The sequence below is a fragment of the Cellulomonas sp. PhB150 genome, assembly GCF_003755175.1.
Classification (GTDB): Bacteria; Actinomycetota; Actinomycetes; order Actinomycetales; family Cellulomonadaceae; genus Cellulomonas.
Genome location: NZ_RKHX01000003.1, coordinates 214,425 through 238,394 on the forward strand (window position 1 = coordinate 214,425; position 23,970 = coordinate 238,394).

The 23,970-nt window shown below is 73.6% G+C and carries 23 protein-coding genes; 9 read left to right on the top strand and 14 right to left on the bottom strand.

All coding sequences use genetic code 11. The annotated features are described in order from the left end of the window. Positions 1–19: 19 nt before the first annotated feature. Positions 20–2,569, bottom strand: a complete 2,550-nt coding sequence (locus EDF34_RS11370) for a beta-glucosidase (RefSeq protein WP_123371609.1) — start codon at positions 2,567–2,569, stop codon at positions 20–22. 102 nt (positions 2,570–2,671) lie between these two features. On the opposite strand from EDF34_RS11370, the gene EDF34_RS11375 reads away from it, so the two are divergent. The 3 genes from EDF34_RS11375 to EDF34_RS11385 all read left to right on the top strand — a co-directional run bounded on the left by EDF34_RS11375 (position 2,672) and on the right by EDF34_RS11385 (position 5,614). Then, on the top strand, positions 2,672–3,334 hold the full coding sequence (locus EDF34_RS11375; protein ID WP_233575340.1) for a TetR/AcrR family transcriptional regulator: 663 nt from the start codon (positions 2,672–2,674) through the stop codon (positions 3,332–3,334). A 64-nt stretch (positions 3,335–3,398) separates the two neighbouring features. Continuing rightward, on the top strand, positions 3,399–4,133 hold the full coding sequence (locus EDF34_RS11380) for a response regulator transcription factor (RefSeq protein ID WP_123371611.1): 735 nt from the start codon (positions 3,399–3,401) through the stop codon (positions 4,131–4,133). Then, positions 4,133–5,614, top strand: coding sequence for a cell wall metabolism sensor histidine kinase WalK (locus EDF34_RS11385; protein WP_123371612.1), 1,482 nt, complete (start codon positions 4,133–4,135; stop codon positions 5,612–5,614). Before EDF34_RS11380 ends, EDF34_RS11385 begins: the two co-directional genes overlap by 1 nt. A 101-nt stretch (positions 5,615–5,715) precedes the next feature. On the opposite strand, the gene EDF34_RS17525 is transcribed toward EDF34_RS11385, so the two are convergent. The 4 genes from EDF34_RS17525 to EDF34_RS11405 form a co-directional block, all read right to left on the bottom strand. Next, a complete protein-coding gene (locus tag EDF34_RS17525) occupies positions 5,716–6,423 on the bottom strand; it encodes a hypothetical protein (protein WP_158615081.1) in 708 nt (235 codons plus the stop codon). A gap of 67 nt (positions 6,424–6,490) precedes the next feature. Continuing rightward, positions 6,491–8,104: an ABC transporter permease gene (locus tag EDF34_RS11395; RefSeq protein WP_123371613.1), complete on the bottom strand. Its 1,614-nt coding sequence runs from the start codon at positions 8,102–8,104 to the stop codon at positions 6,491–6,493. Next, entirely contained in the window at positions 8,101–9,018 is a 918-nt protein-coding gene (locus EDF34_RS11400) for an ABC transporter ATP-binding protein (protein WP_123371614.1), read from the bottom strand. Before EDF34_RS11400 ends, EDF34_RS11395 begins: the two co-directional genes overlap by 4 nt. Continuing rightward, the gene (locus tag EDF34_RS11405; protein ID WP_123371615.1) at positions 9,015–9,635 is read right to left on the bottom strand and encodes a TetR/AcrR family transcriptional regulator; all 621 of its coding nucleotides are present in this window, start codon (positions 9,633–9,635) and stop codon (positions 9,015–9,017) included. Before EDF34_RS11405 ends, EDF34_RS11400 begins: the two co-directional genes overlap by 4 nt. A gap of 98 nt (positions 9,636–9,733) precedes the next feature. On the opposite strand from EDF34_RS11405, the gene radA reads away from it, so the two are divergent. Then, complete coding sequence (gene radA / locus EDF34_RS11410; protein WP_123371616.1) at positions 9,734–11,152, top strand: DNA repair protein RadA; 1,419 nt, start codon at positions 9,734–9,736, stop codon at positions 11,150–11,152. 16 nt (positions 11,153–11,168) lie between these two features. Then, positions 11,169–11,651 (top strand): WYL domain-containing protein, encoded by a 483-nt coding sequence (locus EDF34_RS11415; RefSeq protein ID WP_123371617.1) that lies wholly within the window; start codon positions 11,169–11,171, stop codon positions 11,649–11,651. Positions 11,652–11,750: 99 nt separating this feature from the next. Here the strand turns inward: EDF34_RS11415 and EDF34_RS11420 are convergent, their stop codons facing one another. From EDF34_RS11420 to EDF34_RS17530, 8 genes are all read right to left on the bottom strand, one after another. Continuing rightward, a complete protein-coding gene (locus tag EDF34_RS11420; RefSeq protein WP_305038125.1) occupies positions 11,751–12,623 on the bottom strand; it encodes a chitosanase in 873 nt (290 codons plus the stop codon). A 19-nt stretch (positions 12,624–12,642) separates the two neighbouring features. Then, positions 12,643–13,626 (bottom strand): N-acetylglucosamine kinase, encoded by a 984-nt coding sequence (locus EDF34_RS11425; protein WP_123371619.1) that lies wholly within the window; start codon positions 13,624–13,626, stop codon positions 12,643–12,645. Then, complete coding sequence (locus EDF34_RS11430) at positions 13,623–14,885, bottom strand: 6-phospho-beta-glucosidase (protein ID WP_123371620.1); 1,263 nt, start codon at positions 14,883–14,885, stop codon at positions 13,623–13,625. Before EDF34_RS11430 ends, EDF34_RS11425 begins: the two co-directional genes overlap by 4 nt. Then, a complete protein-coding gene (locus tag EDF34_RS11435; protein ID WP_233575341.1) occupies positions 14,882–15,775 on the bottom strand; it encodes a carbohydrate ABC transporter permease in 894 nt (297 codons plus the stop codon). Before EDF34_RS11435 ends, EDF34_RS11430 begins: the two co-directional genes overlap by 4 nt. Beyond that, positions 15,772–16,707 (bottom strand): carbohydrate ABC transporter permease, encoded by a 936-nt coding sequence (locus EDF34_RS11440; protein ID WP_123371621.1) that lies wholly within the window; start codon positions 16,705–16,707, stop codon positions 15,772–15,774. The genes EDF34_RS11435 and EDF34_RS11440 overlap by 4 nt, the downstream gene beginning before the upstream one ends. 3 nt (positions 16,708–16,710) lie before the next feature. Continuing rightward, the gene (locus tag EDF34_RS11445; RefSeq protein ID WP_233575342.1) at positions 16,711–18,051 is read right to left on the bottom strand and encodes an ABC transporter substrate-binding protein; all 1,341 of its coding nucleotides are present in this window, start codon (positions 18,049–18,051) and stop codon (positions 16,711–16,713) included. Positions 18,052–18,165: 114 nt separating this feature from the next. After that, positions 18,166–19,341 carry an ROK family transcriptional regulator gene (locus EDF34_RS11450; protein WP_123371911.1) on the bottom strand — a complete coding sequence of 392 codons (1,176 nt, stop codon included), beginning with the start codon at positions 19,339–19,341 and terminating at the stop codon, positions 18,166–18,168. Positions 19,342–19,546: 205 nt separating this feature from the next. Beyond that, positions 19,547–19,723, bottom strand: coding sequence for a hypothetical protein (locus tag EDF34_RS17530; RefSeq protein ID WP_158615082.1), 177 nt, complete (start codon positions 19,721–19,723; stop codon positions 19,547–19,549). A gap of 124 nt (positions 19,724–19,847) precedes the next feature. Between EDF34_RS17530 and EDF34_RS11455 the strand changes: the two genes are divergently transcribed. After that, the gene (locus tag EDF34_RS11455; RefSeq protein ID WP_123371623.1) at positions 19,848–20,663 is read left to right on the top strand and encodes a class I SAM-dependent methyltransferase; all 816 of its coding nucleotides are present in this window, start codon (positions 19,848–19,850) and stop codon (positions 20,661–20,663) included. A 123-nt stretch (positions 20,664–20,786) separates the two neighbouring features. After that, positions 20,787–21,833: a DNA integrity scanning diadenylate cyclase DisA gene (disA, locus tag EDF34_RS11460; protein ID WP_123371912.1), complete on the top strand. Its 1,047-nt coding sequence runs from the start codon at positions 20,787–20,789 to the stop codon at positions 21,831–21,833. A 9-nt stretch (positions 21,834–21,842) separates the two neighbouring features. Here disA and EDF34_RS11465 read toward each other — a convergent pair whose 3' ends face one another. Further along, positions 21,843–22,472, bottom strand: a complete 630-nt coding sequence (locus EDF34_RS11465; RefSeq protein WP_233575343.1) for a hypothetical protein — start codon at positions 22,470–22,472, stop codon at positions 21,843–21,845. Between the two features lie 126 nt (positions 22,473–22,598). On the opposite strand from EDF34_RS11465, the gene EDF34_RS11470 reads away from it, so the two are divergent. Together EDF34_RS11470 and EDF34_RS11475 are read left to right on the top strand one after the other, a co-directional pair. Then, on the top strand, positions 22,599–23,507 hold the full coding sequence (locus EDF34_RS11470; protein WP_123371624.1) for an A/G-specific adenine glycosylase: 909 nt from the start codon (positions 22,599–22,601) through the stop codon (positions 23,505–23,507). Between the two features lie 33 nt (positions 23,508–23,540). Next, positions 23,541–23,894 (top strand): cupin domain-containing protein, encoded by a 354-nt coding sequence (locus EDF34_RS11475; protein ID WP_123371625.1) that lies wholly within the window; start codon positions 23,541–23,543, stop codon positions 23,892–23,894. Positions 23,895–23,970 lie beyond the last annotated feature (76 nt).

A 23,970-nucleotide genomic window follows, 5' to 3' on the forward strand; every position in this document is an offset into this window, starting at 1 on the left:
CTGCGGATCGCGTCGAGTACTACGGGCGTGCGGTCGTGCCGGACGAGCTGTCCGCGTCCGTCGCGGACGAGCCGGGGTGGCTCACCTCGACGGTGTGGCGCAGGTCGCTCGAGGAGCGGCCGACGCGGATCCGGTACGTGCCGGGCGGGGTGACCCAGCCGGACCGTGCCGTGTCCCAGGTCCGGAACGCCTGCGCGTCCACCCGGACGGGGACTGTCGTGCGCTCGCCGGGCTCGGCGTGCACGACAGCGAATCCGCCGAGCCAGCGCACCGGCCGGTCGCCCGAGGGCGACCCTGCCGGGGGCTCGACGTAGACCTGGACGACCTCGCGACCTGCGCGCGGGCCGGTGTTGCAGACCGTGACGTCCACGGTGAGGCCGCCGTCGGCGGCGAGCGTCGCCGTCGCGGAGTCGTGCTCCCACGCGGTCCAGCCCAGGCCGTGCCCGAACGGCGCAGCGGGGGTGCGGTCCAGGCGGAGCCACGAGCGGTACCCCACGTGGACGCCCTCGTGGTAGTCGATGACGCCGTCCACCGGGACGGCGTGCGGCACGGGGACGTCGGTCTCGTTCGCCGGCAGGGTCCACGGCAGGCGGCCCGACGGCTCGGTGCGGCCGGCGAGCACGTCGCCCAGGGCCTCCGGCCACTCCTGGCCGCCGAGCCACGCCCACACCACGCACGGAACCTCGTCGAGCCACGGCAGGAGCACCGGGGCGCCGGCGTTGACGACGACGATCGTCCTCGGGTTCGCCGCGAGGATCTCCTTGACCATCTGGTCCTGCGTGCCCGGCAGGGCCAGCGAGGTGCGGTCGTAGCCCTCGGACTCGATCTCCTCGTTGGTCCCGACGACGACGACCGCGAGGTCGGCGGCCGCGGCTGCCTCGACGGCCGCGGCGAGCAGCTCGTCGGGCGAGGTGCCGGGCGTGCGGTGCACGAGCTCGGCACGGGCGAACGACGCGTAGCCGACGGGGTGCACGGCCTGGACGAGGGCGTCGACGAGGACCGTCGTCGGCTCGGTGACCTCGATCGTCAGCACCGCGGGGGCCGGCGCGTTCACGCTCGAGTCGAGGATGACCTCGGCGCCGACCACCTTCTCGCCCGTCGAGAGCACCTGGCCGCCGACCTCGATGCGGTGCCGGCCGACCGTGCCGACGCCGACCTCGTGGTGGCCGGGCTCGGTGAGGGCGACCGTGGTGCGGATGCGGACGGAGGCCGCGTGCTCGGCGGGCTCGCGCAGCCAGCCGTGCCACTGCGTGACGACGCGCGAGTCGATGACGGCGCCGTCGGCGTCGAGCACCTCGACCAGTGCGCCCGTCGCGCCGTCCGGCGTGCGGCAGCGGCCCGCGAGGTCGAGCTGCGGGGGCAGCATGCGCGAGACCGCGCCGGCGTGGACGGTGACCTCGGCGCCGAAGGCCGCGGCGAGCGCGTCGGCGGGGGTCGACGTGCGGTCGGGGCGGACGTACGCGGAGCCACCGCCCTGCACGAACGGCGAGACGGCGTTGGGGCCGACGAGCGCGATCCGCGAGACCGTGTCGGCGGCAACGGGCAGCGCGTGCTCGTCGTCGCGGAGCACGACCATGGACCGGGCGACGAGGCGGCGCAGCACCGCGGGGACGTCCACCGCGAAGACCTCGTCGCGCAGCCGACCCGCCGGCTCGTGCCCCTGGAGCGCGCCGACCCGCTGCGCCATGAGCAGCACGCGGTCGACCTTCTCGTCGACCAGTGCCTCGTCGACCAGGCCCGTGCGCACGGCGTCGAGCAGGCCGTCGCCCCAGACCCCGTCCGGCCCGGGCATCTGCAGGTCGAGCCCGCCCTCGAGGGCCGCGGCGACCGACTTGGTCGCGACCCAGTCGCTGACGACGACGCCGTCGAAGCCCCACTCGTCCTTGAGGACGCCGGTCAGCAGCGGCCGGTGCTCGAGCGCCGGCGCCGCGGTCGTGCCGTCGTCGATGCCCGAGTACGCACCCATCACTGACCACGCCTGCGCCTCGTGCACCAGGCGCTCGAACGGCGCGAGGTAGACCTCGCGCAGCGTGCGCTCGTCGACGCGGGAGAGGTAGGAGGTGCGCTCGGTCTCGGAGTCGTTGGCGACGAAGTGCTTGACGCACATCCCGACGCCGCGGTCCTGGGCGGCGCGGACCACGTGGACCGCGATCTCGCCCGTGAGCACGGGGTCCTCGGAGTAGCACTCGAAGTGCCGGCCGCCGACGGGCGTGCGCTGCAGGTTGACCTGCGGGGCGAGGACCACGTCGACGCCGTGGCGGCGGGCCTCGGAGGCGAACGCCGCGCCCACCTCGTCGGCCAGGTCGACGTCCCACGTCGCGGCGAGCGCGCTCGGCGCGGGGAAGGAGGCGGACGTCTCGCGGCCTGACTCGTCGACGCCACGCACGCCGGCGGGGCCGTCGGAGACCAGCACGGAGCGCAGGCCGATGCGGTCGATCGCGGTGGTGTCCCAGAGCCCGGCACCGACCAGGAGGCGGACCTTCTCCTCGAGCGTGAGCTGCGCACGCAGCTCCGCGAGGGCGGTCACCGGCCGGTCGGCGGTGGGCTGAGAAGCGGTGTCGAGTGACACAGGGGTGGTGCTCCATCCAGGACGTCGTTGTCTGCTGCTCGATATACAAGCACATCTTGCTGACTTGTCAGTAAGCCATTGGGTCACAGTATGGTTTCGGTCATGGACGACGACGTGCCACCGGTGCCTGCGGGCACGAGCCGGCGCCCCGCGGTGCGTAGACCGCGCAAGGGAACGGCCGAACGACGTGCGGAGATCTTGCGCGCGGCCGCCCACACCTTCGGCTCGAAGGGGTACAAGACGGGGTCGCTCGCCGACGTCGCCGAACAGGTCGGGATCACCCACGCGGGCGTGCTGCACCACTTCGGCACCAAGGAGCAGCTGCTCATCGAGGTGCTCGAGTACCGGGACCTGGAGGACGTGCGCGACCTCGAGGGCCAGCACATCCCCGACGGGATGGAGCTGTTCACCCACCTCGTGCGCACCGCCCGCGCGAACGTGGACCGCCGCGGCATCGTGCAGGGCTACACCGTGCTCACCGCCGAGTCGGTCACCGAGGACCACCCGGCGCGGAGCTGGGTCGAGAACCGGTTCGCCGTGCTGCGCGGCGAGATCGCGCACGCCATCCAGGAGATCGGCGAACACGAGGTCAGCGACGAGCAGGCGACCCGGGCCGCGAGCGCGATCATCGGCGTCATGGACGGCCTGCAGGTGCAGTGGCTGCTCGACGGGACGGTCGACCTCGCCGAGTCCACGACCTTCGCGATCGAGGCGATCCTGTCCGCCGTGCTCAACCCCGCCGAGACCACGCACCTGCCGGAGTAGCCTTCTCAGGAGGTTCACAGGCTTTTCCCAAGGGTTCGCAAGCGAGGCGGTCCACGCTGCTCTCATGACGATCACCGCAGGCACCCGACCGCAGGCCCTCACGCGCGCCGACGGCTCGCCCGTCCGTGCCCTGGTGGTCGACGACGAGCCCACCCTCGCCGAGCTCCTCTCCACCGCGCTGCGCTACGAGGGCTGGCAGGTCGAGCACGCGCTCACCGGCATCGCCGCCGTCAAGCAGGTCAAGGAGACCGACCCCGACGTCATCGTGCTCGACGTCATGCTCCCCGACCTGTCGGGCCTCGAGGTGCTGCGCCGGGTGCGCGCCACGCACCCCAACGTGCCCGTCCTGTTCCTCACCGCGCGCGACGCGGTCGAGGACCGCATCGCCGGTCTGACCGCCGGCGGTGACGACTACGTGACCAAGCCGTTCAGCCTGGAGGAGGTCGTCGCCCGGCTGCGTGCGCTGCTGCGCCGCACGGGTGCGACGACGGCCCGCGACGACGCCGTGCTCGTCGTCGGTGACCTCGTGCTGGACGAGGACAGCCACGAGGTGTCCCGCGGGGGCGACGACGTGCGCCTGACCGCCACCGAGTTCGAGCTGCTGCGCTACTTCATGCGCAACCCGCGTCGCGTGCTGTCCAAGGCGCAGATCCTCGACCGCGTCTGGCAGTACGACTTCGGCGGCCAGGCCAACATCGTCGAGCTCTACGTCTCCTACCTGCGCCGCAAGATCGACAAGGGCCGCGAGCCGATGCTGCACACGCTGCGCGGCGTCGGGTACGTGCTGAAGCCCGCCTGATGCGCCGGCCGTCGCGCTGGACGCTGCGCCGGCGGCTCGTCGTCGTCCTGGTCGCGCTGGTCGCGGTCGTCGCCCTCGGGATGGGTGCCGTCTCGGCGCTCGCCCTGCGGGGCTCGCTCGTGACGCAGGTCGACGAGCAGCTGAGCGCCGCCAACGGGCGCGCCGCGAACGCGTCGATGCGCTTCCCGCCGGGCGAGGGCACGACGAACCCGGGCGGCGACGACGACCGCCCGTCCCCCGGGAACCTCGCACCCGGCCAGGGCATCAACACCATCAACCTGTTCAAGCTCGACGGCGTCGTCCGCGCCGACTACATCGACGAGGACGGCCAGCGGAAGTACCTCGACGACGACCAGGCCGAGACGCTGCTCGCCGTGCCGCAGGACCGCGACGCGCACCCCGTCGCGCTCGGCGACCTGGGCACGTACCGCGCGATGTCGACGACCACGGCCGACGGCGCCATCGTGGTCACCGCGCTCCCCACCGAGGCCCTGACCAGCACCGTCACCCGATTCGTCGTCGTCGAGATCGTCGTCGGCGTGCTCGCGCTGCTCGTCGCCGCGACGGTCGGCCTCGTCCTGGTGCGCCGCGAGCTGCGCCCGCTGGACCGGATGGCCGCCACGGCCACGCGCGTGAGCCACCTGCCGCTCGACCGCGGCGAGGTCGTCCTGGCCGAACGCGTCGCCGAGCAGGACACCGACCCCTCGACCGAGGTCGGCCAGGTCGGCTCCGCGCTCAACGAGCTGCTCGGGCACGTCAGCGCCGCGCTCACCGCACGGCACGAGTCCGAGTCGCAGGTCCGCCAGTTCGTCGCCGACGCGAGCCACGAGCTGCGCACGCCGCTGGCCTCGATCCGCGGCTACGCCGAGCTGGTCCGTCGCTCCCCCGAGGTGCTGCCCGACGGCGCCGTCACGTCGCTGAGCCGCATCGAGTCGGAGGCCGCCCGGATGACCGGGCTCGTCGAGGACATGCTGCTCCTGGCCCGCCTCGACGCGGGCCGCACGCTCGATACCGAGCCCGTCGACCTCGGCATGCTCGCGATCGACGCGGTCGGCGACGCGCACGCCGCGGGCCGCGACCACCAGTGGCGCCTCGACCTGCCCGACATCGAGCACGACGCCGAGCCCGTCGTCGTGGGCGACGAGCACCGCCTGCGCCAGGTGTTCGCGAACCTGCTCACCAACGCCCGCCTGCACACCCCGCCCGGCACCACGGTCACGGTGCAGGTCCGGACTGTCGGCCCCGACGTCGAGGTGCGGGTGACCGACGACGGCCCCGGCATCCCCGAGGACCTGCGCGACCGGCTGTTCCAGCGGTTCACCCGCGGCGACGAGTCGCGCACGCGCGGCACCGGCTCGACCGGCCTCGGGCTGGCGATCGTCGACGCCGTCGTCGGCGCGCACGACGGCACGATCACGGCGGACCCCGGCCCGGACGGCGGCACCACCTTCACGGTCCGCCTCCCGGCAGCCGCCGCCTGATCACCCTCGCCGAGATCGACCGCTCGGAGTGAGACCGACCCTCCCGGAGGGTCGGTCTCACCCGCGAGGGTCGGTCTCGACGGCTTGCTCCCGGACGTGGGCTACAGCGGGAACGCGTTGTAGGCGTTGGTGACGTCGGCGACCGCCGTCGTGAGGCGGAAGACGGACGTGCCGTTGGTCCAGACCGCGACGCCGGTGCCGTCGCCCGCGTCCTGGAGCACGAACGCCCCGGCCTTCTCGCCGCCCGCCGAGACCTCGCCGGCGGCGGGCAGGCCCAGGCCGGCGTTCGCGGTGCCGTCGCCCTCGAGCAGCGCCTTCGCGAACGCGGTCGCCTCCTTGGCGGTCGCGAACTGGCCCGCGTCGACCACGAGCGTGCCGGTCCCGCCGTCGGAGTAGGTGTCGGTCACGGCCTCGAGGGCGTCGGCCTTGAGCCAGTCGCCGGCCGCCTTCTCCTCGACGAACGCGTACTGCAGCACGCTCGCGGGCAGCGCGGAGGTGAACCCGGTGGGGTCCGGGCGCTCGGCGGGCGTCGCCGTGGGCGTCGGGCTCGGGACGACGACGGTCGGCGTGGCGACCGGGGCCGCGGTCTCGTCGTCGCCGCCCGAGGTCACGATCGCGACGACGATGCCGCCGACGACCACGACGCCCGCGACGATCGCCGCGGGGAGGAGCCAGGCGGGGCGAGCCTTCTTCTCGGCGGGCGGGGCGTCGCCGTCCGCGGCAGGGCTCGGGGTCGCGGCGGTCGCGCCCGTCGTCGCCCACGCCGGCTTGTCGGCGGAGGTCGACTCGGGTCCGTCGGTCTCGCTCATCGCTGTCCCCCGTCGTCGTGACGCCCGGCGCGTCCCGGACGTCGGCAGCCTATCCAGCGTGGGGCGCTCAGCCCTGCAGGTCTCGCCGCCGGAAACCCTCCGTGCCGACGAGCACGAGCAGCACCCCCACGACGGTGCAGCCGACGACCGGCGCCCAGGTCATCGGCTCGGCCGGAAGGGCCGGCAGGTAGGTGAACGGCGAGGCCGCGTCGGCGCCGTCGGGCAGCAGGTCGCCGAACATCGCCATCACGCCCACGTACGCGACGTACGCCCACACCGCGGCGAACGCCCGCGGGACGAACCCGAGCACGACGACCCCGACGCCGAGCACGACCAGCACCCCGGGAATCGTCACGGCCGCCGCGCCGACGAGGGTCCACACCTGCGACGGGTCGTCGAGGCTGGCGGCCGCCGTGACGCCCATGACGAGACCCGCGACGAGGAGCATCACCACCGCGGCCGTCCCCGCGAGCGCGAGCTGCGACCCGAGCCAGCGCCCGCGGGAGACCGGCAGCGCGAGCAGCGTCTCGGCGCGCCCAGCGCTCTCCTCGTGCCGAGCGGCACCGACGGCCGTCGTCACGTACGCGAACGCGAGCACCGCGAGGAACACGCTGTACAGCGCGAACGCCGCCGCCGTCGCGCCACCCACCCCGCCGGGGAACAGGTCCTCGAGCGCGGGCTGGTCGGCCACGAAGTCGGCGATCTGTGCGGCGAGCACCCCGACGAGCGCGCCGCACAGCACGATGGCCGCGCCCCAGGACCAGATCGCCGTGCGCTGCCGCCGCCAGGTCAGCCCGACGACGCCGCCGATCCGCCCGTGCTCGCGGCCGGGCCGCTCGGCGAGCAGGCCGGTCCCGAGGTCTCGTCGGCCGGCCAGCGCGAACGCGAGCGCGACGCTCACCGCCGTGGCCGCGAGGCCGACGAGCAGCGGCCACCACCGGTCCTCGGTGTACGGAGCCGTGGCCTGCGACCACCCGAACGGGGACAGCCAGGTCCACACGCTCGTGCTCTGCGGACCCTGCACGTCACCGACCGCGCGCAGCAGGAACGCCACCCCGATCGCCGCCATGCCCAGCGACGAGGCCGTGCGGGCGTGCGCGGAGAGCTGGCTCGCCACCGCGGACGCCCCCGCCAGGACGAGTGCGACGACGACGACCGCCGCGCACATCAGCGCCGAGCCGGCCGGGTCCAGGGACGTCGTGAGGAGCCCGACGAACGTGAGCGCACCGACCGCGACCACGGCGACCGCCGCCGCGACGAGCCCCGCGACGACGGGCGCGGCGGCCCCGACCGGCTGGGAGCGGACCAGCTCGAGCCGGCCGTCCTCCTCGGGTGCGCGCAGGTGCCGGGTGACGGCGAGGACCGCCATGATCCCGACCGGCAGCATGATCCACAGCGCGAGCTCGTTCGCCGTCATCGCGCCGATCGTGTAGTCGTCGAGCCCGTACCCCGGCCCGGCCAGTGCGGTCGCCGCGGGCGAGGCGATGAGCTCGGCGCGTGCTGCCCGGGAGGTGTCGCTCGCGTACAGGTCGTCGAGCGCGCGGACCGAGACGACGGTCAGCCACGCGACCGCCACCGACCAGATGACGATGCGCCACCGGTCGGCACGCAGGGCCAGCCGGACGAGGCCGCGCGTGCCCGCGAGCGCCCCGCCGGGCACGGTCGCCACGGCGGTGGTCATCGGGCGGCCTTGATCTCGGCCAGCTCCTCGCCGTACTGGCGCAGGAAGAGGTCCTCGAGCGTGGGCGGGTGGGCCACGAGCGACGAGACCCCGAACGCCGGCAGGGCGGCGAGGACCGCGTCGAGGGCGTCCGTGTCGACGTCGAACGTCACGTGGCTGTCGTCGCGCCGCGGGTCGTGCACCCCGGTCGTCGTCCCCAGCGCCTGCACCGCCGCGTCCGGGTCCCGGAGCCCGATCGACACGGTCGTGCGGGTGAGGGAGCGCAGCTCCTCGAGCGACCCGCTGAGCACCGCCCTGCCGGCGCGGATGATGGTGACGCGCTGGGCCAGCGCCTCCACCTCCGCCAGGATGTGGCTCGACAGCAGCACGGTGCGCCCGTCGGCCGCGGCCTCGCGGACGACCTCCTGGAACAGGGCCTCCATCAGGGGGTCGAGCCCGCTGGTCGGCTCGTCCATGAGCAGCAGCTCGACGTCGGCCGCGAGCGCCGCGACGAGCGCAACCTTCTGCCGGTTCCCCTTCGAGTACGCGCGGCCCTTGACCTTGGTGTCGAGCTCGAACCGGTCGACGAGGTCCGCGCGCCGCCGCGGGTCGATGCCACCGCGCAGCCGGCCGAGCAGGTCGATCGACTCGCCACCGGAGAGCGTCGGCCACAGCGTGACGTCGCCCGGGACGTAGGCGAGGCGACGGTGCAGCGCTACCGCGTCGCGCCACGGGTCGCCGCCGAGCAGGCTCACCTCGCCGCCGTCCGCCTTGAGCAGGCCGAGCAGCACGCGGATCGTCGTCGACTTCCCCGCGCCGTTCGGCCCGAGGAACCCGTGCACCTCGCCGGTCGCGACCCGCAGGTCGAAGCCGTCGAGCGCGCGCTGGGGGCCGAACGTCTTGACGAGTGCGGCCGCGGTGATGGCGTCGGTCATGGTTGCCCCTCCAGGTACGCGTCCAGGTAGGCCGAGTCGGTGAACAGGCCGTAGGTGTAGAGCTCGAGGCCGGGGAGCATGGTCGCCTCGGCCATCCCGACGATCGCCTCGGCCGGGCGGTCCGTGGGCGCGACCGCCCGACCGGCTGCGGCGTCGAGCTGGGTCATCAGCAGGGTCCCCACGCTGCTCGCGACGAGAGTGCGCGCCCGGCCGTGCGGGTCCCGGCTGGGCCGGACGGTGCCGGCCTCGACTCCGGCCGCCAGGTACGCCTCGGCGTCCGCGACGAGGCCGTCGACGAACTCGGCCGCCGCGGGTCCGCCGTCCATGAGGCTGCGGACGATGTAGGCGAACACGGGCGCGTACTGCTCGATCGTCGCGAGCTGCCCGATGACCTGGGCGGGCGACTGCTCGCTCATCGCCTCGCTCTTCGCCTGCCGGATCGTCGCGTGGACGTGCGCGTCGCACGCGGCACGCAGGGCGTCCTTCGAGCCGTAGTGATGGATCACCAGCGCGGCGCTGACCTGGGCGTCCTGGGCGATGGCCCGCAGGCCGACCCCGAACCCCTCGCGCCCGAACCGCGCGATCGCCGCGTCCCGGATCCGCTCCCGGGCGTCCATGTCCACCCCTCGACTAAACACCCGTTCAGCCGCCGTGACAAGACCCCTCCGGAGCGCCCTGGCCGGTCGTGTCGGTGTCGGCGGCTACCGTCCAGGGCATGAGTACCACCGCCGCCCGCCGCGCCGAGAAGGCGGCCCGTCCGGGCTTCCGCTGCACCGAGTGCGGCTGGACCGCTGCCAAGTGGGCCGGCCGCTGCGGCGAGTGCCAGGCGTGGGGCACGGTGCTCGAGGACTCGGGCCCCGGCGGCGGCGCTCCGAAGACGGTGGCAGCCGCCCCGACGCGGGCGCCCGCGCGGCCGATCAGCGAGATCTCGGTCGAGTCCGCGCTCGCCCGGGCCACCGGGGTCGACGAGCTGGACCGCGTGCTCGGCGGAGGCCTGGTCCCCGGGGCCGTGGTGCTCCTGGCGGGCGAGCCGGGTGTCGGCAAGTCGACCCTGCTGCTCGACGTGGCCGCCCGCGCGGCGCGCGGTGGCCGGCGGGTCCTGTACGTGACGGGCGAGGAGTCCGTCGCCCAGATCCGGCTACGTGCCGGCCGCATCGGCGCGCTGGACCCGAACCTGCTGATCGCCGACGAGACCGACCTGGCGACCGTCCTCGGCCACATCGAGCAGGTCGACCCGGACCTGTTCGTCCTCGACTCCGTCCAGACCATCGCCTCCGCGGCCGTCGAGGGCACCGCAGGCGGCGTCGCGCAGGTCCGCGAGGTCAGCGCCGCGGTGATCCAGGCGGCCAAGTCGCGGGACATGCCCGTGGTGCTCGTCGGTCACGTCACCAAGGACGGCTCCGTCGCCGGCCCCCGCACGCTCGAGCACCTGGTCGACGTGGTCTGCCAGTTCGAGGGCGACCGCCACTCGCGCCTGCGGATGCTCCGCGCGACCAAGAACCGCTACGGACCCACCGACGAGGTGGGCTGCTTCGACCTGTCCGAGCAGGGCATCGTCGGCCTCGCCGACCCCTCGGGGTTGTTCATGTCGCAGTCCCACAACCCCGTCCCGGGCACGTGCCTCACCGTGACGCTCGAGGGCCGCCGTCCGCTGGCCACCGAGATCCAGGCGCTCGTCGCCCCCTCACAGGTGCCGAACCCCCGCCGCACGACGAGCGGCGTCGACTCCTCCCGGCTGGCCATGGTGCTCGCGGTCCTGCAGCGCCGCCTCGGTGCCCGCCTCGCGGACCAGGACGTCTACGTCTCGACCGTCGGCGGCGCGCGCGTCGTCGAGCCCGCCGCCGACCTCGCCCTCGCGCTGGCCGCGGTGGGCTCGCGCGAGAACACCTCGCTGCCGCGCGGGCTCGTCGCGATCGGCGAGGTCGGCCTGGCCGGGGAGATCCGGAACGTGTCCGGCGTGGGGCGCCGGCTCGCCGAGGCCGCGCGGCTCGGGTTCACGCGCGCGATCGTGCCGCACGCCTCCGTCGCCGGGCTGGCGGTGCCGAAGGGGATGACCGTCCTCGGCGCCTCCGACCTGGCGCAGGCCGTGCAGGTGGCGAACATGACAGACAACGTGGTGCCGATCCGCCGGTGAGCCTCAGGTCCCGGCGATGACGTCGCCAGATCCGACGACGTCAGCGGCGTCCTGCCGCTGGAGCCTCACCGCCGGCCGCCGGTGGTACCTCGTCGCGTGGGACCGGGACCGCGACGACTGGCGCACCTTCCGGCTCGACCGGCTCGCGCGCCCGTGGGCGACCTCGGGGCACTTCACGCCCCGCCAGATCCCCGGCGGGGACGCGGCGGCGTACGTCGCCGGCGCCATCGGCTCGATCCCCCGTGAGCGGGTTGCCACCCTCGCCCTGGGCGCCGCGCTCGACGACCTCGCAGAGGTGCTGCGGTGGGTGGACCACGAGGTGGTCGAGGCCACGAGCGGGGGCACGGTGATCCAGATCCGTGGCGAGGACGACGGGCGGCTGGCCATGACGGTGGCCCGCATCGCTCTCACCACGTCCGTGCGCGTGATCGAACCCGACGACCTCGTGCACGCCGTCGAGCGCCTCGGCGCCCACCTCACGGGCCAGGGTCGACGATGAACCGCGACGGATGTCCGACGTCCCGAGCAGCACGTTCTCGTGGCGCAGCGCGACGTCCTGGTACCGCGCAGACGCCCGCGTCCCACACGTGGGTGGGCGTCAGCGGGCACTCGGCAGGGTGAGGATCTCGAACGGGTCCCCGTAGACGTGCCACCGCAGCGGCGGGTCGAGGTCGAGGTTGCCCGCGTCGAGGAACACCCGCTGCGCGTCGTCGACCCGGCTCGTGTCGCTGTGCGCCTCCTCCTTGTCCATCTCGACGACCCGTTCGTCGAGGAACGCGTTGAGGTAAGCGGTCTCGTCCCCACCAGCCGCAGGCGTCGCGGCCGTGGCGAGCGCGCGGGTGCGGATGCCCTGCATGCCGTCGTACCCGTGCATCACCGCGGCGTCGTAGTAGGCGAACTGGCCCAGGGCGCCGAGCCCGTCGGCCTGGGCGTCCGCGACCGACGGGTCGAAGTAGACCGTGTCGCGCTCGTGGTCCTGGGCTGCCTGGAAGGTCGGGTCGCCCGCGGCCTGCGCCCACGCGGCGACGTAGCCGGGGTCCAGGCCCTCGTGCGAGTCGGAGCCGTCGACCGCGCGCAGCGCCGGGAGGTAGGCCGCCAACGGGTTGTCGGGCTCGGTCCTCGTGTACGCCTCGACGAGCTCGAGCATGTCCGACGTCCCCGAGCAGAAGCCGATGATCCCCGCGGTGTAGCCGCGGCCGTCGCCGATGTCCTCGATGTAGGCGTACTGGGCCTTCCAGTCGAGCGAGGAGTTCTCGGCGCTGGAGACGAGCTCCATCGCCATCTCCTTGTGCGCGGGGTCCTCGAGGCCGACGCGGGCCGCGACCGAGGCGGCCGACGCGGCCGACGACGGAGCCGCCGGCGGGGCCGGGGCGGTCGGCGTGGACGAGCACCCGGCGCACGCGAGCACCAGCGCGAACGGCAGGGCGAACGGCAGGGCGAACGGCAGGGCGACGAGCATGCGTGCAGCCATCAGGAGCCTCCGGAGACGATCACGTTGCCAGGACGGGGTGTCCGCCGATGGTCGCCCGCAGGCGGTCGGCGGCGGACGGGTCGGCGCCGGCGGCCTCGAGGACGAGCAGCGCCGCACCGAGCACGGGCCGCTCGGACAGGAAGGTGAGCGCGGCGCGCGGCGCACCCGCGAGCAGGCGCGTGCGGATCGCCTCGGTGAGCACCGCGTCACGGGCGGCCAGCACTCCGCCTCCGAGCACCACGGGCACGGCCACGTCGAGCAGGTCCAGCCGCGTCAGGGCGGTGAGCGCGAGGGCCGCGATCTCGTCGGCCTGCCGCTCGACGACGGAACGCGCGACCGGGTCCCCGGCCGCCGACGCGGCGAGCAGGACGGGCGCGAGCAGCGTGTAGGCGCGGTCGGACAGGCGGCCGAAGTGCAGGTCCTCGATGACGGCCGACATGTCGGGCCGGTCGAGCGCCGAGGGGACCAGCACGGACAGGTCCGTCGAAGGGCCACGGCCGTCGACGGCTCGGGCCGCGTGCCACACGGCCTGCTCCCCCAGCTCCCAGCCCCCGCCCCAGTCGCCCGAGATGCGGCCGAGGGCCGGGAAGCGGGCGGTGGCGCCGTCGGCTCGTCGGCCGACGCAGTTGATGCCCGTCCCGCAGACGACGGCGACGCCCTCGTCCGACGGGGTGCCCGCCCGGAGCAGGGCGAACGTGTCGTTGTCGACGACGAGCGCGGCCGGCAGCCACGGCAGGGTGGCCAGCGCGGCGCGGAAGGTCGCGATCTCCACGGGCAGGTCCAGGCCCGAGAGGTAGATGCCCGCCCGGGTCACCGTCGACCCCGGCAGGGAACCGAGCACCGAGCGCACCAGGGAGTCGATCACCGCGAGCGCCGGCTCCACCCCGATGATCTGGGGGCACGAGCCGCCCCCGCGAGCGTGCCCGAGCACGGTGCCGTCGGGCGCGAGGGCGAGCACGTCCGTCTTCGAGCCGCCCCCGTCCACGGCGAGCAGGATCGTCATCGGACCCACGCGAGGTGGTCGCGGTTCGCGTCGAGCAGCAGGTCCGTCAGGCGGGCGGCTCGCGCGTGCTGCCCGACGAGCGGGTGCGCGAGCAGCGCGCGCTCCACGCGAGCCCGGCCGCCGTGCAGCGCCGCCTCGAGCGCGAGCCGCTCGTAGTCGGCGACGTGCGCGACGAGGCCCGCCGCCGGGGAGGCGAGCGGCGCGGCCGGCAGCGGCTGGACGCCGGCAGCACCGACGACGGCGGGGACCTCGATGACGTGGTCGTCGGGCAGGAACGGCAGGACGCCGTCGTTGCGGACGTTGACGACCTGCACGTCGCCGCGGTCGGCCGTCAGGGACGCGAGCAGGTCGACGGCGGCCTCGGAGTAGAACGCCCCGCCGCGGCGGGACAGCGCCTCGGGCTTGGTGTCGACCGACGGGTCGGCGTACTGCGCGAGCAGCTCGGCCTCGACCTCCATGACGGCCTGCGCGCGGCTGGGACCACCTGCGAGCTGCTCCGCGAGGACCTCGTCGTGCGCGTAGTAGTACCGCAGGTAGTACGACGGCACGCAGCCCAGCAGGTCGAGCACCGCGGGGTCGAGCTCGACCTCCTCGGCCAGCTCGGATCGGTGCGACGCCAGGAGCGACGGGAGCCGGTCGACCCCGTCGACGAACGCGCCGCGCTCCCACGTGAGGTGGTTGAGGCCCACATGGTCGAGCTGGACGGCCGACGGCGCGACGTCGAGCATCGCCGCGAACCGCCGCTGGAACCCGATCGCCACGTTGCACAGCCCCACGGCGCGGTGGCCGTCGTCGAGCAGCGCCCGGGTGACGATCCCGACGGGGTTGGTGAAGTCGACGATCCACGCGTCGGGTGCGGCGTGCCGGCGCACCAGGTCCGCCACCGACAGCACCACGGGCACCGTCCGCAGCGCCTTGGCGAGCCCGCCCGGACCGGTGGTCTCCTGGCCGAGGCAGCCGCACGCGTGCGGGAAGGTCTCGTCGGAGTGCCGCGCGGCCTGGCCGCCGATCCGCAGCTGCAGCAGCACGACGGACGCGTCCGCGACACCGGCGGCGACGTCGGACGTCGTCGTGACGGTCACGTCGTACCCGGCCCGGGCGAACATCCGCCGCGACACCCCCGAGACGAGCGAGAGCCGCGAGGCATCGGGGTCGACGAGGCAGAGCTCGGTCAGGGGCAACAACGAACGCAGGCGCGCGAAGCCGTCGACCAGCTCGGGCGTGTACGTCGACCCTCCGCCGACGACGGTGAGCTTCATCCCTTCACCCCCGTCAGGGTCACGCCGCGCACGAAGGACCGTTGCGCGAGCAGGAAGACGAGCACGACCGGCACCATCGCGATGAGCGTGGCCGCCATCGTCAGGTTCCAGTCCACCGACCGCGACCCGCGGAACTGCGCGAGCGCGTAGGAGACCGGCCAGGCGTTCTCGTTCTCGGACGTGTAGAGCAGCGGCCCGTAGTAGTCGTTCCAGGACGCGAAGAACAAGAAGATCGACGTGGCCGCGATGCCGGGGCGGGCCATCGGGAGCACGACCTTCCACAGGGTGCGGACCTCGCCGCACCCGTCGATCCGGGCGGCCTCGGTGTACTCGCGCGGGATCGTCAGGAAGAACTGGCGCAGCAGGAAGATCGAGAACGCGTCGCCCAGCAGGTTGGGCAGGATGAGCGGCCACAGGCTCCCGGTCAGGCCCAGGTTCGACCACATGACGTACAGCGGCACCGACGTGACCTGCGGCGGGAGCAGCATCGCGCCGATGATCGCGAACATGATGAACCGCGAGCCGCGGAACTGGATGCGCGCCAGGGCGTACGCGGCCGGGACCGACGAGAGCAGCATGAAGAGCGTCGCCGCGCCGGCGTAGAGGAACGAGTTGCCGAAGTACTTGAGCATCGGCAGCTTCTCGAACACCTCCGCGAAGTTCTCCCAGTGCCACGACGTCGGCCACGCGAACGCGGTCCCTGCCTGGGCGGGCGACATCACGGACGTGAGCAGCACGAACACGAAGGGCGCCACGAAGATCACCGCGAGCGCGATGAGCAGCGCGTGGTCCGCGACGAAGACGAGCGGAGTCCGCTTGCGCAGGCTCGCGCCGTCGACGCCGGCGCGCGAGGCACGGACCGGCGGGCGGGTCAGGGTCGGCGCGGTCAACTGGCCACCTCCGGGCTGAACGAGGAGAAGCGGCGCAGCAGCACGAACGTGACGGCGCCGGCGACGACGAGCAGCACGACCGCCATCGCCGAGGCGTAGCCGAACAGGTTGGCGCCGAACGCCTTGGAGTACAGGAGCTGGCCGTAGGTCAGCGTCGAGCCGTCCGGCCAGCCGAGCGTGGTCGAGGTACCGGCCCCGACGGACGACTTGCCCATCGCGGTCGACGAGGCCACCGCGGGCTCGGTGAAGTACTGCAGCGCGGCGATCACGCCCGTGATCAGGGCGAACAGCAGCACCGGCGCCATGTTGGGGATGGTGATGTGCCGGAAGCGCTGCAGCCCGTTCGCGCCGTCGAGCTCGGCGGCCTCGTACTGCTCGGTGGGGACGTCGAGCAGCGCGGCCAGGAAGATCACCATGATGTCGCCCAGCACCCAGAGCCCGAGCATGACGAGGGCCGGCTTGGACCACGACGGGTCGGTGAACCACCCGGGGCCCTGGATGCCGACCGCCTCGAGCAACCTGTTCACCGGGCCGGTGGCGGGGTTGAGCAGGAAGACGAAGGCGATCGTGGAGGCCACCGGCGGGACGAGCGCCGGCAGGTAGTAGAGGGTGCGCAGGGCGCCCGACGAGCGCCGGGCGCGGGTCAGCGCCCAGGCGACGAGCATGGCCCCGGCGATCCGCACCGGCACGAGGATCGCGACGAACCACAACGTGTTCAGCGCGGCCTGGCCGATGAGCGGGTCCCCGCCGAACAGGAACTTCCAGTTCGCGAAGTTGTTCCACCGTGGCGCGTTCGACAGGTCGAACGCGGTGAACGAGTAGACGACGGTCATGATCAGCGGGAAGACGAAGAAGATGATCATGCCGAGCAACGACGGTGCGAGGAACGCGAACGCCGTCCAGGTGCGACGGCGGCGGATCGCCGGGCCCATGACTCAGCTCCCGGCCTGCAGCTTGACCGCTGCGTCGATCTCGGAGTCGACCGTCTTCAGCATCGCGCCGAGGTCGTCGACGTCACCCTGCTGCCACTTGGCCGTGTGGGTGCCGAAGATCGTCTGGTACTCCGCGCCGATGCCGCTGGGCGGGGTCGTCGAGGAGTGCTCGTTCTCGAAGACGTCGAGGAACGTCTGGAACTGCGGCGAGACCTCGAGGTCGGGCGACGTGATCGCGTCGTGCATCGTCGGCACGTTCTTCAGCCCGTTCGAGAGCTTGACCTGCGCGCCCGTGTCCGTCGTCAGGTACTTGATGAACGCCCAGGCCGCCTCGGGGTTCGTCGAGCCCTTGCCGATGCCGACGATGTTGCCGGTGATGTAGCCGCCGCCGTAGGTGTCCTCGAACCCGTCGGCGGACGGGAACGGCGCGGTGCCGTAGTCGAGGTCCTTGGCCTGGTCGGCGATGAACGCGGTGCGGTACTCGCCGTCGAGGTTCATCGCGACCCGGCCGGTCTGGAAGTCGTTCTGCGCGGAGAACTCCTCGCCGAGGCCGGCCTGGAACTTGGCGAGCTTGTCGTAGCCGCCGAGCTTGGCGATGAGGTCCTTCTGCCAGTTCAGCAGCGTGGTCCAGCCCGCCGAGCCGGAGATCGCCGACGTGCCGTCGTCGTTGAGCCACTGCGCGTCGGCCGACGGCGCCCAGTGCGCCTCCGCGTTCTCGTAGTAGCCGAGCAGCGGCATGAAGCCGAGCGTGTCGATCGAGCCGTCCTTCTTGAAGGTCGTGAGCTTGACGGCCATGTCGGTCAGCTCGGCGAGCGTCTTGGGCGGCTCGGTGTAGCCGGCCGCGGCCAGCAGCTTCTTGTTGTAGTAGAGCCCGTAGACGTCGGCCAGGGCCGGCATCGTGCAGCGCTTGCCGTCGTACTCGGTGTAGCCGAGCACGGTGTCGGGGATCTGCGTCAGGTCGACCTTGTCGCGCGTGATGAAGCTGGACAGGTCCGTGAAGTCGCCCGACGAGCACAGCGGGCCCACCTGGTCCGTGGAGTAGCTCAGGCCGACGTCGATGGGCTGGCCGGCGGAGATCGCCTGGCGCATCTTCTGGTCGTCCTGGCCCGACTTCACGACGACCTTGACGCCGGGGTTGGCGGCCTCGAAGTCGTCGACGACCGACTGGATGACGTCGGCCTCGCGGTCGGTGAAGAAGTGCCAGAACTGGATCGTGCCGGACACCGTGGCGGGTGCCGAGGCGGCCGCCGTCGGGCCGTCCGAGGGCGAGCCGCTGCACGAGGCGGTGGCCAGTGCGAGCGACACGAGGGCGGGGACGACGAGGAGCGCACGTCGTGATCTCACTGCGGTACTCCGATCTGGGTGGTGCGCCGGGTCTCGGGTACGACGAAGAGACGTCCGGCGCTGGGCGCGGGCGGTGCGGGATGTGGGGTGCTGGGTGGGGCGCTAGGTGGGTCGCTAGGTGACGAGGTCGAGCAGCCGGTCTCGCAGGTCGGCGCCGATCACGGCACGGGCACCGCGGAGGACCGGCTGATCAGGCACGGAGCTCGCGGAGATGGACGGGGACCACCGGGTGGTCCTGCGGATGTGGCTCTTGACCAGGTCGGCCAGAGCCTGACCGCCGGCCATGCCGGTCGGTCCACCGAGCACGACCCGATGGGGCTCGAGCACGGCGAGTACGGGGAGCACGGCCTCCGCGACGCGGGGGGCCAGCTCGGCGAGGACGGCGTCACGCGCCGGGCTCGTGGGCAGGGCGGCGAGCGCGTCGACGAGGCGCCGGCCGCGGATCCCGTGGGCACGCGCGACGCGCGCCACCGCGATGCCGCCGGCCACGTCCTGCAGGTCGTCGGCCGCCGGGTCGAGCAGCGCCGCGGACCGCGAGACCGGCAGGTAGCCGATCTCGCCGGCGCCGCCGGCCGCCCCGCGGTGCAGCTCGCCGCGCAGGTGCAGCGCGACGCCGAGCCCGTCGCCGAGCCAGAGCAGCGCGAAGTCCTCGTCGGGCGCGACCGCGCCGTCGTTGCGCTCGGCGACCGCGGCGAGGTTCACGTCGTTGTCGATGCGGACGGGGATGCCGAGGCCCGCCTCGAGCTCGGCGCGCACGTTGCGGCGCGGCCATCCGGGCATGAGGCCCGTGAACGCGAGGTCGTCGGTGCGCGGGTCGACCGCGCCCTGCAGGCCGACCATCGCGGTGACCACCGACCGCGGGGGCGTGCCCGCGGCCGCGCACGCGGCATCGATCGCGGCCCGGATGTCACCGACGGCCGAGCGGCCGGAGGCGACCTTCGCGAGCGGCACGTCGGCCACCGGGTGCTCGGAGCCGACGAGGTCCACGACCGTGGAGACCACCTGGTGCGGGCGGACGTCCACCGCGACGGCGTGCAGGCGACCCCCGCGCAGGCCGTACGTCACCGCGCTGGGACCGCGCGTGGCAGCGACCGTCCCGACGACCTCGATGAGCTCGGCGGCCTCCAGCCGCGAGACGACCTGGGAGGCCGTCGGCTTGGACAGGCCCGTGAGCTCGCCGATCTGCGCGCGCGTCAGCGGACCGTGGTCGAGCAGCAGGGCGAGGGCCGCGCGGTCGTTCATCGCGCGCAGCAGCCCGGGGGTCCCGGGCTGGTTCGCCGTGCCTGCCATCGTGCTCCGATCACCGTTGACCGAGGGGTGCGCAGTGCTCTGCGCGACCTCCGTCAAACTAATAGGTAACTTTCCTAACAGTAAACGGGGTCGAGGCTTCCGTGGCGTCTCGGTCCGGTAACGACTGCGTTACCTGTGGTGCGGAGCAGTGTCGGGGGGGCAGCGTCGAGGCGGCCCGCGACGTCGCGGGCCGCCTCGTCGGGCGTCAGACGGACTCGTCGCCCTCGACGACCTCGGACGTCTCGCCGTCGTCGAGGACCTCGTGCTTGCCGTGCTCGTGGTGCTCGTGGTGCTCGTGGGAGGTGGTCTCGCCCTCGACGACCCGGGAGGTCTCGCCGTCGTCCAGGACGTCGGGGGTGCCGTGGCTGTTGTCGGTGCTCATCGCGGTTCCTCGATCTCGATGTCTGCGCCCGGAGTGTCGGCGCACCTTCACAGTGCGCCCCGCAGGCCGGTCCCGCGCGGCGAGATCCCTTGTTCGCCCCCTCCCCCGGTGCAAGGGTGGGCCGATGGCACACCCCGAGGGGCCCGCAGGGATCTTCGACCGCGTCGCCGACACCTACGACGCGGTGGGCGTCCCGTGGTTCGAGCCGATCGCCGCCGGGCTGGTCGAGGAGCTCGCCGTCGGGCCGGGCGAGCACGTGCTCGACATCGGCTGCGGGCGGGGTGCCGCGCTGCGTCCCCTCGCGCTCGCCACCGGTCCCGGCGGGCGAGCCGTCGGCATCGACCTCGCCCCGCGGATGGTCGAGCTGACCGCGCGTGACCTGGCCGACCTCCCCCAGGTCACGGTCGCCGTGGGCGACGCCCGCGAGCCCGAGTTCCCGCCGGGCTCGTTCGACGTCGTGTCGGCCTCGCTGGTGCTGTTCTTCCTGCCCGAGCCCGCGACGACCCTGGGCACGTGGGCGTCGCTCGTCGTCCCGGGTGGCCGGCTCGGGACCACGACCTTCGGCGCCCAGGACGAGCGCTGGCGGAGTGTCGACGAGCTGTTCTTCCCGTACCTCCCGCCGGCACTGCTCGACGCCCGGACCAGCGGCCGCGGCGGCCCGTTCGCCTCGGACGCCGGGATGGAGGCGCTGTTCGTCGGTGCGGGCCTCACCGAGGTCCGCACCGTGACGCGGGACGTGGAGGCGGTGTTCCGCGACGCCGAGCACCTCGTGGCGTTCACCCGGTCCCACGGGCAGCGGGCCATGTGGGACGCGGTCCCGCCGGACGAGCGCGACGCCATGCACGCGCGGGTCGTCGACCTGGCGGCGTCCCTCACCGACGACACCGGCCGCCTCGCCCTGGGCCAGCAGGTCCGGTACACGCTGGGCGTCGCCCCGTAGGCCGTCCTTCACACCACGGGCACGCCGTTCTCACCCCTTCGTCGCGGGTCGCAGGCCCGCTGCGTCGCCGGGCCTCGTTACGATGCTCGCGTGCCGACCACCCCGCACGCCCCCGACGACCTCATGAGGTCCACGCTCGCCGCCGTCGCGCCCGGCGGCGACCTTCGCGACGGGCTCGAGCGGATCCTGCGCGGACGGACCGGCGCGCTGATCGTCCTCGGCTTCGACAAGACGGTCGAGTCCATCTGCTCGGGCGGCTTCGTGCTCGACGTCGAGTTCTCGGCGACCCGGCTGCGTGAGCTGGCCAAGATGGACGGCGCCGTGGTCGTCGACCAGGACATCACCAAGATCGTCCGCGCCGCGGTGCAGCTGCTCCCCGACGTGACGATCGAGACCACCGAGTCCGGCACGCGCCACCGGACAGCCGAGCGCGTCGCCAAGCAGACCGGCCTGCCCGTCATCTCGGTGTCCGCCTCGATGCGGATCATCGCGCTGTACGTCGGCGACCAGCGCTACGTGCTCGAGGGCTCGACCACCATCCTGTCCCGCGCCAACCAGGCCCTGGCCACGCTCGAGCGCTACAAGTCGCGCCTCGACGAGGTCAGCGGCACGCTCTCGGCGCTCGAGATCGAGGACCTCGTCACCGTCCGCGACGTCTCCGCCGTCGTCCAGCGGCTCGAGATGGTGCGCCGCATCTCCGAGGAGATCGAGGGCTACGTCGTCGAGCTCGGCACCGACGGTCGTCTGCTGACGCTGCAGCTCGACGAGCTCGTCGGCGGCATCGGATCGGACCGCGAGCTCGTCATCCGCGACTACGTCGACACCATCAGGCGCGACCTCGACTCCGTGCAGGCGGAGCTGGCCGAGCTCGACTCGACGGAGCTGCTCGACATCGCGCACATCGCGCGCGTGCTCGGCCTGCCGGGCGGTGGCGACGCGCTCGACGCGGCCGCCGGGCCCCGCGGCTACCGCCTGCTGTCGAAGGTGCCTCGCCTGCCGGGTGCGATCGTCGACCGCCTCGTCTCCCACTTCGGCGGCCTGCAGAAGCTGCTCGCCGCGGGCATCGACGACCTCATGGCCGTCGACGGCGTGGGCGAGCAGCGCGCCCGTGCGGTCCGCGAGGGGCTGTCCCGCCTGGCGGAGTCGTCGATCCTCGAGCGGTACGTCTGACGCTCGGGCTCAGCCCAGGGTGAAGACCTCGGGTGCCGCGTTCACGCCGCCGACCGAGTACGTCGCGGCGTAGGTCCCGGACTTCGGCGCCGGCAGGTCCTTCGGGCACTTCTCCTCGGAGCGCACCCGCTTCCAGGTGACCGAGTCCTTGACGCTCTCGCCCGCCGAGAGCAGCAGCGGCCGGTACCCGGAGGCCTCGCTCGCGCAGTCCTGGCTCGACCAGACGCGGTCGTCGCCCGAGGTGATGACGAGCGCGGCCTTGTCCGTTCCCGCGTCGACCAGGCATGCCTCCGTGCCCTGGTTCGTGATCGTCGTCGTGAGCTTGGGGTTCTGGCCGGCCGCGTAGGACGCGTCGTCGGCGCTGACCTTGAGCTTCAGGTCCGTGCAGTCGGGGACGCCGCTGGTGGCGGTGGGTGTCAGCGAGGGCTTCGGGGTGGCCTTCGTGGTGGCCTTGGGCGTCGCCTTCGCGGTCTTCGTCGCCGTGGTCTGGGCACCGGACGAGGGCTCGTCGGCGGACCCGCGCCCGGCGACGAGCCAGACCACCAGCACGATGATCAGCAGCGGGATCCCGAGCACGACGAGCCGTCGGCGGCGGTACACGGCCGCCGAGGGGCGGGCCGTGGGCCTGGGTGCGGACACGTTCCACCTCCTGCGTCGAATGGACCGCCTCCACGGTACGAGGGGCGAGGGGCCAGCAGGGCGAGCACGGTCGGCGCGCCGCGGGATCGGTTCGCCGACGACCGTCGGGCGGGGCACGATGCTCCCGTGCCGACCGCTCCCCCCGCCTCCGCCCTCGTCGGGACGGTCGTCGCGTGGTTCGACGAGCACGCGCGGGACCTGCCCTGGCGAGCCCCGGACCGGACCCCGTGGGGCGTGCTGGTCAGCGAGGTGATGCTGCAGCAGACCCCCGTCGTCCGTGTCCTGCCCGCGTGGCGCGCGTGGATGACCGCCTGGCCGACCCCCGCGGACCTGGCCGCGGCCCCCACCGCCGACGTGCTGCGGGCCTGGGACCGGCTCGGCTACCCGCGTCGTGCGCTGCGGCTGCAGGAGTGCGCGCGGGCGATCGTCGCCCGGCACGACGGCGAGGTCCCCGACGACGAGGACGCGCTGCTCGCCCTGCCCGGCATCGGCTCCTACACCGCGGCGGCCGTGCGGGCCTTCGCGTTCGGGCGGCGCTCGGTGGTGCTCGATACCAACGTGCGCCGCGTCTTGGCGCGCGCGGTCGGCGGGGCGGCCCTGCCCGCGCCCTCGCTCACCGCCGCGGAGGTGCGCACCGCCTCGGCCCTCGTCCCTGCGGAGGCCGACGAGGCCGCGCGATGGGCGGCGGCGTCGATGGAGCTCGGCGCGCTCGTCTGCACCGCTCGCTCACCGCGGTGCGACCAGTGCCCGGTGGCCTCGTCGTGCGCGTGGCTGGCCGCGGGCCGCCCGGCCGACGAGCACCACGCCCGCCGTCGCACCCAGGCCTGGGCCGGCACCGACCGCCAGGTGCGCGGCCGGATCATGGCCGTCCTGCGCGACGCGCTCGGCCCCGTCCCGCAGCACGCGATCGACGACACCTGGCCCGACGCCGCCCAGCGCACCCGCTGCCTCGACTCGCTCGTCGCGGACGGCCTCGTCGCGCGCCACGCCCCCCCGAGCCCCGACGCCGACCCGACGTACTCGCTGCCCCACTGACGCGCGGCCGGGCCGGCGCGGCAGGATGGCGGGATGGAGATCGCCGCGATGCCCGCGTACGCCGTCGAGCGGTTCTCGAGCGTGGGGGTTGTCATGGACGCGCTGCCTCCGACCGTGGGCGGGGCGTCCACGCAGGTGCACGTCGCCCGGGTTGCGGCGGGCGGGACCATCGGCCGTCACCCCGCCGTACGCAGCCAGGCGTTCGCGATCGTCAGCGGCCGCGCGCGGGTCGGGGCGGCCGACGAGAGCCGCGACGTGGAGCCCGGCGCGGTGGTCGTCTGGCAGCCCGGCGAGGACCACCAGACGTGGGCGCTGACCGACCTCGTGGCGGTCGTCGTCGAGACCGACGGCACCTTCGACCTCACCCACCACACCCCGCTGCCCTGACCCACCCGCGTCCCCGCCCGCGTCGCTGCAGGGATGGTTGCAGCGGATGCGCCGCTGACCAGCGCGTTCGCTGCGA